At 52.4% G+C, this 17,482-nt stretch carries 2 protein-coding genes; one reads left to right on the forward strand and one right to left on the reverse strand.

Annotated features, from left to right (window positions below; genetic code table 11):
• The first annotated feature begins 119 nt into the window (after positions 1 to 119).
• Complete coding sequence (locus P6574_RS21360; RefSeq protein WP_310622361.1) at positions 120 to 16,052, forward strand: tandem-95 repeat protein; 15,933 nt, start codon at positions 120 to 122, stop codon at positions 16,050 to 16,052.
• A gap of 757 nt (positions 16,053 to 16,809) precedes the next feature.
• Here the strand turns inward: P6574_RS21360 and P6574_RS21365 are convergent.
• A complete protein-coding gene (locus tag P6574_RS21365) occupies positions 16,810 to 17,346 on the reverse strand; it encodes a MucR family transcriptional regulator (RefSeq protein ID WP_310622362.1) in 537 nt (178 codons plus the stop codon).
• Positions 17,347 to 17,482 lie beyond the last annotated feature (136 nt).

Here is a 17,482-nt window from a genome sequence, read left to right on the forward strand (position 1 = left end):
CTAAACTGAAATACGCCATCGCCATCGATCATCATCAGTAGCACCGGTAAGTGATACACCTTACCCCCAGTCCTTCCGGTTTCGCTGCGAGATAAAACCCAAAATGCAGGAATACGAGAATGTCTATTACCATTGGTTCCAATCGAGACGATACAATTACCACAACAGATTCCAATGATCTGGTTGTCTCTGGGAATGGTGATGACACGGTGGATACGGGGGCTGGGGACGATGTTGTGCTCACCGGCAACGGCGATGACACCGTGGATGCCGGCGATGGGGATGATGTTGTGCTCACCGGTAAAGGCGATGACACCGTGGATGCTGGCGATGGGGATGATGTTGTGCTCACCGGTAAAGGCGATGACACGGTGGATGCTGGCGATGGGGACGATGTTGTGCTCACCGGTAAAGGCGATGACACGGTGGATGCCGGCGACGGGGACGATGTGGTTCTCACCGGCAACGGTGATGACACCGTGGATGCCGGCGATGGGGATGATGTTGTACTCACCGGTAAAGGTGATGACACGGTCATTCACATTGAAGCTGATAACTTGAATGCCCTCGATGTTTACTATGGAGGTTCTGGGTGGGACAGGCTTGTTTTGGTGGTCTCTCAAAGCATTTATGAGTCAGATGCATTTCAAGCTGATCTAAACCACTTCCAATCTATGATCGATAGCACCGGATCCTCTTCCGGCATGCTGTCTAGTCTCGGCATTGAAATTCACTCATTTGAAGAAATTGAAGTTGTACTAGATGACAGGAATACGGCGCCTACCGCCACCGCCGTTGACCTGGGCAGCCTTAAGGAAGATGGAACCCGTCTCATTACGGCCCTAGAGCTTTTGAACGGAGCGAGCGATGCCGAGGGGGATCCCCTTATAATCACCAGCCTTGACATCCAGTCCGGCGGCGGCAGCTTGAATGACAATGGCGATGGCACGTGGACCTATCAACCGGCTGCCGATGACGACAGCGCGGTGACCTTTGCCTATACGGTGAGCGATGGCCAGCTGGACGCCTCTAGCACCGCCACGCTGGATCTTACAGCGGTGAATGATGCACCGGAAGCCAGCGATGGCTCGGCCACCGTCCTGGAAGATGGCACGCTGAGCGGTGCGCTGCCCGCTGCGACCGATGTGGACGGCGATGCGGTGAGCTACAGTGCTGGCACCACGGCGCCTGCCAATGGCGCGGTGACCATCAATGCCGATGGCAGCTACACCTATACGCCCGATGCTGACTTCAACGGCACCGACAGCTTCTCCTACACCGTGTCCGACGGCAATGGCGGCGAGAACGAATACACCTTTACCGTCACCGTCGATCCCGTCAATGATGCGCCGGTCACCGCCGACAGTACGCAAACCACTGCAGAAGATTCCGTCGTCTCCGGCACGTTGAGCGCCAGCGATATTGACAGCACGGCGCTCACCTTTGCTCTGCTGTCCGGACCTGCCAACGGCACCATCACGCTGGATGCGCTCACCGGGGCCTATACCTATACGCCGGGTACTGACTATAACGGCAGCGACAGCTTCACCTATTCGGTCTCAGATGGCGCGCTTGAAGCCTCAGCCACCGTGAGCTTGAGCGTCACCACCGTCAATGATCGGCCTGTGGCCACCGCTGTGTCGTTGGGCTCCATGGTTGAAGACGGCTCGCGCCTGATTGTGGCCGCCGAGCTGCTGGCCGGGGCCAGTGATGTGGACGGCGACCCATTAAGCCTGACCAGCCTTACGATCCAGTCCGGCGGCGGCAGCTTGAATGACAATGGCGATGGCACGTGGACCTATCAACCGGCTGCCGATGACGACAGCGCGGTGACCTTTGCCTATACGGTGAGCGATGGCCAGCTGGACGCCTCTAGCACCGCCACGCTGGATCTTACAGCGGTGAATGATGCACCGGAAGCCAGCGATGGCTCGGCCACCGTCCTGGAAGATGACACGCTGAGCGGTGCGTTGCCCGCAGCGATCGATGTGGACGGCGATGTGGTGAGCTACAGCGCTGGCACCACGGCTCCTGCAAATGGCGCGGTGACCATCAATGCTGACGGCAGCTATACCTATAGCCCGGTGGCTGACTTCAACGGCACCGATACGTTCTCCTACATTGTCTTTGACGGCAACGGCGGGGAAAACGAATATACCTTCACGGTTGAGGTCAGTGCGGTCAATGATGCGCCGGTCACCGCCGACAGTGCGCAAACCACTGCAGAAGATACCGCCGTCTCCGGCACGTTGAGCGCCAGCGATATTGACAGCACGGCGCTCACCTTTGCTCTGCTGTCCGGACCTGCCAACGGCACTATCACGCTGGATGCGCTCACCGGGGCCTATACCTATACGCCGGGTACTGACTATAACGGCAGCGACAGCTTCACCTATTCGGTCTCAGATGGCGCGCTTGAAGCCTCAGCCACCGTGAGCTTGAGCGTCACCACCGTCAATGATCGGCCTGTGGCCACCGCTGTGTCGTTGGGCTCCATGGTTGAAGACGGCTCGCGCCTGATTGTGGCCGCCGAGCTGCTGGCCGGGGCCAGTGATGTGGACGGCGACCCATTAAGCCTGACCAGCCTTACGATCCAGTCCGGCGGCGGCAGCTTGAATGACAATGGCGATGGCACGTGGACCTATCAACCGGCTGCCGATGACGACAGCGCGGTGACCTTTGCCTACACGGTGAGCGATGGCCAGCTGGATGCCTCCAGCACCGCCACGCTGGATCTCACCCCGGTGAATGATGCGCCCGAGGCCAGCGATGGCTCGGCCACCGTTCTGGAAGATGGCACGCTGAGCGGCTTGCTGCCCCGGGCAACCGATGTGGACGGCGATGCGGTGAGCTACGCCGTGGGCAGCACAGCGCCCGGCAACGGCACTGTGACCATCAACGCCTTTGGTGATTATACCTACACCCCCGACGCGGACTTTAGCGGCACCGATACCTTTTCCTACACCGTGTCCGATGGCAATGGCGGGGTGAATGAATACACCTTCACCGTGGACGTGCGCCCGATCAACGACCGGCCAGAGATTGAGCCACTTACACCGCAAGAACTCACCGAGAACAACACCTCCATGACCTTGAACGGGGTGGTGCCGGTGAATGATCCAGATCTGGGCGACACGCTGTCGGTCACCGTTCTGGGCGGCAATGCCTTTAACAATGGATCGCGTGTAGATCAGCAAATCTTTGCCGCCGAGCTGCTGGGACTGCTGGATATTGTATCCTCGGCCACCGTGAGCGGCAGCGGCCCCACAGCCTTGAACTGGACTTTTAACGCCGATCCCGCCTATTTTGATTATTTGGGGGAGCGCGACAACTTCCGCATTGAGTACGATCTGGAAGTCTCGGACGGCATCGCGTCCACCTTCACGATTTTGCAGATTGAAATCCAAGGCACCAATGATACGCCGGTGGCGTTTGTGCCGATCGGAGACCAAGCCTTTGACGAGGACACGGCGGTTGCCTTTAACATTGGGGACTTTGCCTTTTCTGATGCAGAAAACGATGGCGTGATCTTTGACGAACTGTTCGTGGATGCCCGGCTGAGCGATGGTGCCCCGCTGCCACAATGGTTGATGTTTGACCATCAAAACGGTGAGTTCACGGGCACACCGCCGCAAGACTTTAGTGGCGATCTCGAGATCCGCGTAGAAGCGCAAGATCCGCAAGGTGCCTCAGCAGAGCAAACCTTCACTCTCTCCATTACGCCGGTCAATGATGCGCCAGTGGCAGAAAACGGCTCTGATGTTATCGACGAAGACAGAGACCTGAGCGGCTTGCTGCCCTGGGCAACCGATGTGGACGGCGATGCGGTGAGCTACGCCGTGGGCAGCACAGCGCCCGGCAACGGCACTGTGACCATCAACGCCTTTGGTGATTATACCTACACCCCCGACGCGGACTTTAGCGGCACCGATACCTTTTCCTACACCGTGTCCGATGGCAATGGCGGGGTGAATGAATACACCTTCACCGTGGACGTGCGCCCGATCAACGACCGGCCAGAGATTGAGCCACTTACACCGCAAGAACTCACCGAGAACAACACCTCCATGACCTTGAACGGGGTGGTGCCGGTGAATGATCCGGATCTGGGCGACACGCTGTCGGTCACCGTTCTGGGCGGCAATGCCTTTAACAATGGCACGCGTGTGGACCAGCAAACCTTTGCCGACGAGCTGCTGGGATTGCTGGATATTGCGTCCTCAGCTACCGTGAGCGGCAGCGGCCCCACCGACTTGAACTGGACCTTTAACGGCGATCCCGCCTATTTTGATTATCTGGGTGAGCGTGACAACTTCCGCATTGAGTACGATCTGGAAGTCTCGGACGGCACCACATCCACCATCACGATATTGCAGATTGAAATCCAAGGCACCAATGATGCGCCGGTGGCGTTTGTGCCAATCGGCGATCAAGCCTTTGACGAGGACACGGCGGTTGCCTTTAACATTGGCGAATTTGCCTTTTCTGATGCAGAAAACGATGGCGTGATCTTTGACGAACTGTTCGTGGATGCCCGGCTGAGCGATGGTGCCCCGCTGCCACAATGGTTGATGTTTGACCATCAAAACGGTGAGTTCACGGGCACACCGCCGCAAGACTTTAGTGGCGATCTCGAGATCCGCGTAGAAGCGCAAGATCCGCAAGGTGCCTCAGCGGAGCAGACCTTCACTCTCTCCATTACGCCGGTCAATGATGCGCCAGTGGCAGAAAACGGCTCTGATGTTATCGACGAAGACAGAGACCTGAGCGGCCTGTTGCCCAGGGCAACCGATGTGGACGGCGATGCGGTGAGTTACGCCGTGGGCAGCATAGCACCCGGCAACGGCACTGTGACCATCAACGCCTTTGGTGATTATACCTATATCCCCGACGCTGACTTTAACGGCAGCGACGTCTTCTCCTACACCGTGTCCGACGGTAATGGCGGGGTGAATGAGTACACCTTCACAGTGGAGGTGCGTCCGGTCAATGATGCACCAGAGATTGAACCACTGGACCGTGTGGACCTGAGCGAGAACAACACCTCCATGACCTTGAACGGGGCGGTGCAGGTGAATGACCCGGATCTGGGCAATACGCTGTCGGTCACCGTTTTGGGCGGCAATGCCTTTAACAATGGATCGCGTGTAGATCAGCAAATCTTTGCCGCCGAGCTGCTGGGACTGCTGGATATTGTATCCTCGGCCACCGTGAGCGGCAGCGGCCCCACAGCCTTGAACTGGACTTTTAACGCCGATCCCGCCTATTTTGATTATTTGGGGGAGCGCGACAACTTCCGCATTGAGTACGATCTGGAAGTCTCGGACGGCATCGCGTCCACCTTCACGATTTTGCAGATTGAAATCCAAGGCACCAATGATACGCCGGTGGCGTTTGTGCCGATCGGAGACCAAGCCTTTGACGAGGACACGGCGGTTGCCTTTAACATTGGGGACTTTGCCTTTTCTGATGCAGAAAACGATGGCGTGATCTTTGACGAACTGTTCGTGGATGCCCGGCTGAGCGATGGTGCCCCGCTGCCACAATGGTTGATGTTTGACCATCAAAACGGTGAGTTCACGGGCACACCGCCGCAAGACTTTAGTGGCGATCTCGAGATCCGCGTAGAAGCGCAAGATCCGCAAGGTGCCTCAGCGGAGCAAACCTTCACTCTCTCCATTACGCCGGTCAATGATGCGCCAGTGGCAGAAAACGGCTCTGATGTTATCGACGAAGACAGAGACCTGAGCGGCCTGTTGCCCAGGGCAACCGATGTGGACGGCGATGCGGTGAGTTACGCCGTGGGCAGCATAGCACCCGGCAACGGCACTGTGACCATCAACGCCTTTGGTGATTATACCTATATCCCCGACGCTGACTTTAACGGCAGCGACGTCTTCTCCTACACCGTGTCCGACGGTAATGGCGGGGTGAATGAGTACACCTTCACAGTGGAGGTGCGTCCGGTCAATGATGCACCAGAGATTGAACCACTGGACCGTGTGGACCTGAGCGAGAACAACACCTCCATGACCTTGAACGGGGCGGTGCAGGTGAATGACCCGGATCTGGGCGATACACTTTCCTTGAGTGTTGTGGGAGGTAACGCCTATTCCAATGGGGTACTTCAGAACTCACCCTCCCTTATTGCTGAACTAAGCAATATGCTGAGTATTGCCTCCTCAGCCACCGTGAGCGGTAGTGGCCCAGCCGCCTTTAACTGGACCTTTAACGGCGATACCTCCTATTTTGACTATCTGGCAGAAGGTGACATCTTCCGTATTGAGTTCGACTTGGAAGTCTCTGATGGCACTGCGCTACCCGCCTTGCAGCCGCTGGTTATTGAAGTGCGTGGCACCAATGATGCCCCCATCGTATTCTCCCCAATTGGCAACCAATCCTTTGAAGAGGATACAGCGGTCGCCTTTAATATTGGTAGTTTTGCCTTTGCCGATGCTGAAACCGGCGGACCGATCTTTGGTCAGCTGGGGCTGGACGCGATGCTGGCTGGCGGCGCCCCGCTACCGCAATGGCTGGTGTTCAACTCCCAGACCGGAGACTTTTCCGGCACCCCGCCACAGGACTTCAACGGGGATCTGGAGATAGAGGTACGTGCGACGGATGCACTAGGAGCAACCTCGCCAGCCCAAACCTTCACCCTCTCCATTACCCCCGTCAACGATGATGCGCGGGCCGTGGATGATGATATTTCAGTCAATGAGGACACAAGCATTAATGTGAAGTCTCTCATTTTGGCCAATGACTATGATGTGGAAGGGGACTTGGTGGACGTCACATCAATCACAGTGCTCCCAACCAATGGCACCATAGAACTGATTTCAACGCCTCAAGGACATGATTACACCTACACGCCGGACGAAAACTTCACCGGTCAGGACAGCTTTGTTTACCGCCTCCTCTCTAGGGATCCCAACGACCCAGACACATATGGCACTGTGACCATTAATGTTCTTCCCGTAAATGATGCGCCCGAATTTGAGCCACTTGTGCCGCAAGAACTCACCGAGAACAACACCTCCATGACCTTGAACGGGGCGGTGCAGGTGAATGACCCGGATCTGGGCGATACACTATCCTTAAGTGTTGTGGGAGGTAACGTCTATGACAATGGGACGCTTCAGAACTCACCCTCCCTTATTGCTGAACTAAGCAATATGCTGAGTATTGACTCCTCAGCCACCGTGAGCGGTAGTGGCCCAGCCGCCTTTAACTGGACCTTTAACGGCGATACCTCCTATTTTGACTATCTGGCAGAAGGTGACATCTTCCGTATTGAGTTCGACTTGGAAGTCTCTGATGGCACTGCGCTACCCGCCTTGCAGCCGCTGGTTATTGAAGTGCGTGGCACCAATGATGCCCCCATCGTATTCTCCCCAATTGGCAACCAATCCTTTGAAGAGGATACAGCGGTCGCCTTTAATATTGGTAGTTTTGCCTTTGCCGATGCTGAAACCGGCGGACCGATCTTTGGTCAGCTGGGGCTGGAGGCAACAATTGCCGGCGGCGCACCGCTGCCGCAATGGTTGACGTTCAATTCTGTAACTGGAGACTTTTCCGGTACCCCGCCGCAGGATTTCAATGGTGATTTCGACATAGAGGTGCGAGCGACTGATGCTCAGGGGGCGACCTCGCCAACCCAAACCTTCACCCTCAGCATTACGCCCGTTAACGATGATGCGCGGGCCGTGGATGATGTTATTTCGGTGAATGAGGACACAAGCATTAATGTGAAGTCCCTCATTTTGGCCAATGACTACGATGTGGAAGGGGACTTGGTGGACGTAACATCAATCACTGTGCTCCCAACCAACGGTACCATAGATCTGATTACTAACTCTCAGGGACATGACTACATCTACACCCCTAATGAGAACTTTACTGGTCAAGACAGTTTTGAGTACCGCTTGCTTGCTAGAGATCTTAATGATCCCAATGTGTATGGCAACGTGACCATTAATGTTCTTCCTGTAAATGATGATCCTCTTGCCATTGACGACAGCGCCAGTGTTGCCCAAGGGGGTACTGTCACCATTAATGCGCTGAATAATGATAGTGATGTGGATGACAATCAAACTCTGAGCATTTCACAAATTACACAAGGCAAATCGGGAGCTGTTGCAATTAACGGCGATGGAAGGATTGCCTATACCCCAACCTCCAAATTTACAGGTACCGACAGCTTTACCTACACAGTTTCTGATGGGAACGGTGGAACGGATACGGCCACGGTTACTGTCGAGGTGCTCCCTGTCGTGAGCGGTAAGGACGGTGCCACGAGTATTATTGGTTCCAAAGGCGCAGAGGCGATTATCGCAAACAGTGAAGACAATGTGATCCACTCTGGCTTGGGAGCCGATCTGGTTGATGGTGGGGAAGGTACCGATATTTACGAAGGCACCCTTGACGAGCTGGATGGAGATATCATCACCAATTTTGAACAGGGTGAAATCCTCGTGGTACGGCAAGCCAGCTTTACCTATGATGATCTTGTTTTCCGCTCTGGCTCAGTTATCATTGACTTCCCTGATGGGCAGTCTGTGTCCCTGCAAAATCTGGACTTTGAACAGATGGGGCAAGAGTATGCCGTTATTGTCACCCCTATCATCGGCGCACCCGGTGTTGGCGATGGTACCATTATTGGTATTGAACCCATTGAGGGGTCTCCTGACTTTAATATGGGGGCTGTGAACGATGCTATTTCAGTGGCTGAGGATGGTAGGACCACGTTTAGTCCTTTGACGAACGACATTATCCAGTTTGGAGTAACCGCCGAAATAGACAGTGTGGGCAGGGCCAACAATGGCACCGTAACCGACAATGGAGATGGAACGCTCACCTATACCCCAGATGCTGACTTCTCTGGATCGGATAGTTTCTCCTACACCTTCAAGGACGCAGCTGATACCAGCGGCGTCCCTGTCACATATTCCGCTATTGTCTCGGTGCTCGTGGAACCTGAAAACGACCGGCCTGTGGCGCAAGATAGTTCCGGCACCACACTGGAGGATGTGACCTTTGCAGGAAACCTTGTTGCAACGGATGTGGATGGTCCTTTCCTGACCTATGCACTGGCAACCGGACCAAGCGATGGTGAGCTGGATCTGAACACCTTTACGGGGGTTTATACCTATACCCCCAATGCCAACTTCTTTGGCTCTGACAGCTTCACCTATTCGGTCTCGGATGGAGAGTTCAGCTCAACAGCTACGGTTTCACTCACAATCACGGCGGATAATGATCGCCCTGTGGCCACAGCCCTCACTCTTGGGACTATGGCTGAGGATGGAAGCCGACAGATTACGGCGACGGAGTTGCTGGCTGGTGCCAGTGACGTGGAAGGGCCATTGCTCCTGACCAGTTTGAACATTCAATCTGGCGGCGGTTCACTCACCGACAACCTCAATGGCACATGGACCTACACTCCTGACTTGAATGATGATACGGATGTGGCCTTCCTTTACACCGTATCAGATGGAGAGTTTACGGCTTCTGCCGTGGCCACTTTGGATATTCTTCCAGAAAACGATGCCCCAATGGCCAGCAATGGCTCCGCAACCATTGCAGAAGACAATGATTTGAACGGTGTACTGCCCACCGCGACGGATGCAGAAGGAGATCAGATCACTTACGCACTTGCCACAGGTACAAGTAATGGCTCGGTCAACATCAACACAGATGGTACATTTGTGTATTCGCCAAACCTGAACTACTTCGGCGCTGACAGCTTCAGCTACACAGTTTCCGATGATAATGGCGGCGCAAACACCTACACCTATGACCTGACCATTACTGCGGTGAACGACAAGCCGATTGCCGCAGCCGACACTGCCACTGTAGCCGAGAATGATTTTGTCTTCATTGATGTGCTTGCCAATGACAGCGATGTGGACAACGGCAGACCTTCTCTGGTCTCCGTATCCGATCCAGCCAACGGTGTGGCCATTTTAAATGGCATTGATATCGTCTACCAGCCAGATGCCAACTTCTATGGCTCTGACAGCTTTACTTATACCATTCGTGACAGTGGTGGTCAGACGAATACAGGGACCGTTTCAGTGACGGTAACGTCGGTGAATGATAATCCTGTCGCCACCGGAGAAAGCCGTACGATTTTGGAGGACACCGACCTTGTCCTTACCTTTGATGAGCTGCTTGCCAACGACAGTGATGCGGACAATGACGAGCTCACCATCTCCGCTGTTTCCGGAGCATCGGGCGGAGCTGTTTCTCTCGATGCGCAGGCTCAAACCATCAAGTTTGACAGTGGGTTGAACTTTAATGGTCTAGGTTCGTTCACCTACACGGTTTCCGATGGCAATGGCGGAACGGACACGGCAAGTGTGAGCATCAACATTACGCCCGTCAATGATGTGCCCATCGCCATTGGCGACAGTGCCACAACCATTGAAGAGCAAAGTGTGACCATTGATGTTCTGTCCAACGATCTGGAGTTTGATGGCGATAATCTGCTTCTCCTCGGAACTTCCGGCGTTGACAACGGCACAGTGACAGAAAACCCGGATGGCACTTTAACCTTTACGCCTACAGCCGGGTTTATCGGCACTGAAACCTTCCAATATTCTGCGACAGATGGCGCGTTGGCCTCCCAAGGTAACGTTACAGTAACTGTGGAAGAAAAACCGGCTATCGTGCTCACGGGCAATTATGTGACCGGTTATAGCTTCTCTGTCCTTACCGATGGGAGTGGTATTGCCAATGGTATTGAGATCACCGATATCGATAGCTCTGATGGAGACGACGGCGTCACTCAGGTTGCACTGGATGATGAGTTGATCATACAGGACCGCGAGATCTATATCCGGACGAATACGGAGGGTGATGATACGCAAACCTATGACACCGTAGATTCACAAGGGCGTGCTTCATGGGATCTGATCATCGCCGGCGGTGGTAATGATACTATCGATGCCATGGGCGGTTGGGATCTGCTGTTTGGAGGGGCTGGCAATGATACCCTGCGCGGCAACGGTGGTATCGATCGCTACTATGGCAATGAAGGGGATGACAGGTACATCCACTACGCCAGCTGGCGGGAAATGATAATTGAAGACAATGGAGAGGGGCAGGATACAGCCTTTCTTGGTAGCCTTGCCTCAGACCGGAGCTTGGGAACAGGTGACAGCTGGCGGTTGGATGTGGAAGGCACTGACCTCAATATCATCTATACAGATCGTGGTAGTGTGTCGGATCCGCAAGGTGTCTTTGTCAAAAATGCCCTCGTTGACAGTAATTCAGATGGCCAATTGAACAGTCTGGACGAAGATGTGATTGAGCTCTTCCAGTTCAATGACCAAACACTCACCCTTGATGCGCTTCTGGCACAAGAAGGCTATAACCAATTTAATGGTACTTGGAATAAAGCCCCTGAGGCAAGTGATGGAGCAGCATTCACTCAGGAAGATGTTCCTTTGAATGGCGCTCTACCTGCCGCCATTGATGCAGATGGCGATACGGTAAGCTACGCAGCTGGCAACATATCGCCCACCAACGGCTCGGTTACCGTCAACAGTGATGGCAGTTACAGCTACACCCCCAATGCCGACTTCTTTGGCTCCGACAGTTTTTCCTATACCGTGTCCGATGGCAAGGGCGGCGTGAATGAGTACACCTTTGATGTCACCGTTGAAGAGGTCCTGCCCGTAGTTCTGACGGGAGATTATCTCACGGGGTACAGCTTGACACTTACCCCTGATGGCAATGGCGTCCTGATCACCGATATTGACAGCAGTGATGGCGACGACGGTTCTACTGTTATCACCGGTACGGATGAACTTTTCATAATGGACATAAAGAGCCAAACAAGTGTCTCTATTCACCAGTTGCAGGTTGGGTCAGGAGCTCCCAGTACTGGAGCTGACCCTGATCTAATTATCGGGAGTTCTGGAGATGATAATGTTAACGCAAAATCTGGCAATGATGTTATCTTTGGCGGCGATGGAAACGACCAATTGCAAGGCCGAGCGGGTATCGACCGTGCCCACGGCAATGACGGTGATGATGTCTACGTTCATCGCAGTTCTTGGGGTCAGACAATCATCGAGGACAATGGTGAGGGCGTAGATACTGTTTATCTTCAGTATGAGTTGGTTAATAGTAATGGTGCCAACGCGACTGACTGGATGATCGAGGTTGACGGGACCGATATCAATATTACGTTCCCTGACCAAATCGGTGATCCATCAAACCCAAATGGCATTTATATTAAAAACGCTTTGGTTGACAGCAACAATGACGGAAAGCTCGACCATCTGGATGAAGATTTCATCGAGAACTTTCAGTTTGAGGATGGAACATTTTCAGTGGAAGAGGTGCTGGAACATGCAGGCTACGACCTTGAGAGTCTGGGCTTAACCGCGTTCGTTCCGTATGGCCTTCGCATTGGAGGAGCAAGTAATGGGGATGATTTTGGATATTCAGTAGCCTCTGCGGGGGATGTGAACGGCGATGGCATTGATGACATTCTGATCGGCGCTATGGCCGCTAACGATATTGGTTACGGTGGAGCCGGTGAAAGCTATGTTGTATTCGGCAAGGATACGCAGAGCGAAGGTCAGTTTTGGACAGTTTCAAATGTGATCTCCTATATGAATGGTACAGACGGGTTTATTGTGGAAGGGGCCTCTGCGGGTGACAATTCCGGCTATTCGGTTTCCTCCGCAGGAGATGTGAACGGGGACGGGGTTGACGACATCCTGATTGGGGCACGGTATGCAGATCCTAATGGTCAGGACAAAGCAGGAGAAAGTTATGTGGTCTTCGGAAGTTCCACGGGGAACTTTGCGCCCACTCTGAATCTCAGTACTTTAGATGGTCAGAACGGGTTCGCCTTGAAAGGTGTGAATACACTTGACCAAGCTGGGTATTCAGTTGCCTCGGCCGGAGATGTGAACGGTGATGGCATTGATGACATCCTCATTGGAGCTCCGCAAGCCGCAGGCAATGGCAACGCAGATGCAGGCGAGACTTACGTGGTATTTGGCAAAGAAGGTTCCTTTGGTGCCAGCTACGATCTGAGTACATTGAATGGACCCAATGGGTTTACCGTAAGTGGGGCATATTCTGGAGATGAAGCGGGGACTTCCGTGGCCTCCGCCGGAGATGTGAATGGGGATGGCATTGATGACATCCTCATTGGAGCTCCGGGCTGGGACTCGCCCTCAAGTGCAAATGTGGGGGTCGCCCATGTCATCTATGGTAAGAATACGCTCACAGAAGGTAATTTTGCGGACAATTTCGACCTCGAATCCCTGGACGGTAGCAATGGCTTTACCTTACACGGTACCCAAGCACAGAGCTTGACCGGCTTTTCCGTCTCCTCTGCCGGAGACATAAACGGTGATGGAATTGATGACATCCTGATCGGAGCACCATCTGCTGCCTTAAAGAGCGATATTGAAGCGGGTGCGGCTTACGTTGTCTTTGGTAAAAACACCGCCACGGAGGGGGAGTTTGCCGCCTCCATTGATCTCGAAAGCCTCGATGGCACCAACGGCTTTGCTTTAACAGGTGCAGATTATTTTGATTTGGCTGGAGCCTCTGTAGCTTCTGCTGGAGATGTGAATGGCGATGGTATTGATGACCTGTTGATTGGAGCAATGCAGGCTGACCCTGGCGGCGAAATCCTAGCGGGCGAAACTTATCTCGTCTTTGGCAAGGATACTACCACGCAAGGAGGGTATGGGGCGACGTTTGATCTGCAAGCACTGAATGGAAGCAATGGCTATGTGCTGAAAGGGCTGCCTGAGGAGAATTTCTTCGGGCGTTCCGTTTCTGCCGCTGGAGATCTCAACAACGATGGAATTGACGATATTCTCATCGGAACGAATGACGGCTCTGGCAGTACTTATGTTGTCTATGGCGGAGCAGACTTACTTGCAAGCTTTGACGAGCTGGATGGTGTTGCCGATGGTGATATCAAGCTGGGTCTCATGATCGATGATCGTTTTTCCTACAATAATGACCCCACATTAAGTGCGGCAGGCTTCACGGTCCATGTGGGCTCACCAGATACGTTTGATATGACGCCTTTTGGAGATGATATCGATAGCGATGATGATGGGTCTAGCCTGAGCTACGCTCTCACTGACATCCCTGAGGCAATAGTCAGCTCAACACTTGATATTGTAGATGGACAGCTCTCTTATGATCCGGGTGATGGCTTCACCGAACTGTCACTCGGAGAAACCCGGGAGTTTGTGTTTGAAGTGACAGCAACCGATCAACACGGTGCTTATGCCATAAATGATGTGACTGTGACGGTTGTGGGTATCAATGATGACCCCACTCTGCAGGATGCCACCTACTTTGTCACAGACAGAAGTGAACCGGTCACCTTTGACCTTACGGTTCTGGCCGATGATATTGACCATGATGATGACAGATCTTCCCTGATCTATTCCATTGCGACTGGCCCTTCCCAAGGTAGTGCAACAGTTGACCCCTCCAGCGGACTATTGAGCTTTAACCCTGAAACAGACTTCCAGAATCTGGCAAACGGAGAAACCCGCGACATTCAGATCGAAGTTATGGCAACAGACCGCCATGGAGGTTCTACAACAAGCACAGTGACGGTCTCTGTTACAAATGAAGAAAGTGGCCCCCAGAAATACGGCTTTGTCTTGGGAGGGGCCCATTATCACAAGTCTGTGTATTGGGGCGCTAATGACGCGTCTGGGGGGGCGGTCTCCAATGCGGGCGATGTGAACGGTGATGGCATCGATGATATCCTGATCGGTGCAATAGGTGCAGACCCCAATGGAGTGACATCCGCTGGTAAGACATATGTTGTTTTTGGCCAGGACACCACCATTGACGGAGAGTTTGCTTCACAGCTTCAACTCCACGACATAGTCACAAACCAAGATGGTTTTGTGGTGAACGGAGCCGGTGGCGGAGACCGCACGGGAGCATCTGTTGCTGGCGTTGGTGATGTAAATGAAGACGGGATCGATGATTTTCTAATCGAAGAAATAGGACCTTCAAGAGACTCTCATAAGCAATACGTCGTATTCGGATCTACATCGTATACTCAGGAAATTATGCTTGATGAACTGGATGGCAGTAATGGCTACGCTCTCAATGCAGGAGGCTTCTATGGAGGCTATGTAGGTGATTTGGTTTCATCAGCTGGCGATGTGAATGGAGATGGTATTGATGATATTGCGATCGTTGAGTTCCGCGGCTCTAGCACAAGCACAACATATGTCGTGTTTGGTCAGGATGCAGCTAACGTCAACGATCAACCTGAACTCGACTCCTTGGATGGCAGCAACGGTTTTATCCTGAAAGGGATTGATAGATATGACTTCTATGAAGCATCTGTGGCGTCTGCTGGCGATGTGAATGGGGATGGTATTGACGATCTTTTGATCGGATCAAGGCTTGCAAACAAAGTTGTCACTGGAGACCCTATCGTAACCTATGACACTGGCGTTACTCATGACACTGGCGTAACTTATGTTGTCTTTGGTAAAGATACTGCTGATGAAGGTGACTTTTCGGCAAGCATGAACATGAGTGATCTGGATGGCAGCAATGGCTTTGCTCTCACAGGAAAAAATGAATCTGACAATTCCGGAGAAAATGTCTCCTCCGCCGGGGATGTGAATGGGGACGGCATTGATGATATCCTCATAGCGACAGAAAGCGCTGATGAGGCTTATCTGGTGTTTGGCAAAGACACCACCACGGAAGGCGACTTCGATGCCAACTTTGATTTAGGCTCGCTCAATGGCACCGAAGGCTATGTACTTACCGGAGACCCTGTCAATGAATTTGACTTTTCGAACCTCACCGTCTCAACCGCAGGTGATGTGAACAACGATGGTGTTGATGACATTCTCATTGGCGTTCCCTTTGGTGACCCTGCTGGGGATCCTGAGTTCAATTCAGGTGAAACCTACGTCCTTTACGGCGGTGAGCGGTCCTTAAGTGAAGTGGACGGCCGCGATGGCCTATACGACGGTGAGATTAAACTCAGAAGTCTGACCGACGATGCCTTGATCGTATGATGAGGCCATACAGAACCTGAGCACCTTAGAGGGGGACCTGCCATTAACCAGAGCAGCTCCTCTTTGCGTTACCAGTATTATGACCACACCTTGAAAGCTGCACTTTTGTCAAGATGGAGCCGGAACAACGCTTACAGAACAGTACCATCTGGTATCTTTTGTCTGGCCAGTATGATGTTCTGGAAGCAAAACGAAAGCGCAGCCGTTTTCATCCATATACTGTTATGGCTTTTGAGCTCCACACCAAAACGGTGTAGCCTATGAAAAGTGGGTAAACGGGATGGCTGTAGTCTTCCCTTGATGGTCACGCAATGTACGAAGTTATCGCGCTCTGAGCGATCAATCCAAAAGGAAGGCAGTATGAATATTATAGCCGATGTTTTCCACTCAGCTATACTCTTGTAAAGGCTGGATCCCATCGATTAAGCTTAACTAACTGGATACACATGCTTTGAAGTCGCACCAATTAAAGTGTCTAGGTGGGGTTATAACAACGGTTACCTTTTATATCTAAAATGTTACCATGATGTGGTCAGAGCTATGTGAATGCCACATCACGAAAGATACAATTGTGATGTTTGTATTACACTACTGCAAGTATCATGAAACGAATGAGCATGGTTTGTATTCACCCAGTCCGTGACACGCATAAGGCTAAAGTGAAGGGCGGTTTGTTAGGGTTGATATTACATGGTACAGAAAATCATACTGGTACCCAGATAACTAGGAAACGAGCGCTGGAAGTGAACTCTTCGATTTAGGTCCCCGCGGAGGCTTTTTGCTGGTCCAGTTCATTTATGTAACGTTTGGCGCTGCTGTGGTTATAGTCCTCTGGCAGGCCCCATTTTTTTTTATATTCATGCGGTGTAATGCCCAGCCGGCTAAGCGGGCGTGTTAACGATTTGTACCACTTATTATCTTCAAGACATAACATGGTTTGATTTCGCCGGCAGAGTGTTTCCTCAACATCGAGTTTAGGTGTAATGGATCTCACCTGATCTGAAGCAAGGACAGAAGGTTGCTCACGACCTTGGAGTGCTGACAAAGATGTATAAACTGTTGTTGTCAAGGTCTTAATTTGTTCATTTAAATTAGGGCATTGCCCATTGGCGGCAACATACTGTCCCAACACATATGCTGTAAGCATTAGAGGATTATCTTGAGATTGAGCACTCCCCAATTTGGGCATTACTTCAGCCATATTTGAAATAGGTAAGTATTTTACGTTTTCCATATTCCCAAGCTCGTTTCGTTCACTTTTAGGATGCTTAATTATCCTAATATCAATTGTCAATAGATGGAAAGGCAGTAGCAACTACAGATTGTTTGCCAGTCCTGTCTTAAAATGATTTGGTCAGATCCATTTGCAAGAATCCAGTAGATTGTGCGAAAAATATCTAAATTAAATCCAAATATGACTTTTGTTTAAG

Origin of the sequence: Pseudovibrio sp. M1P-2-3 (assembly GCF_031501865.1) — a bacterium.
Classification (GTDB): Bacteria; Pseudomonadota; Alphaproteobacteria; order Rhizobiales; family Stappiaceae; genus Pseudovibrio; species Pseudovibrio corallicola.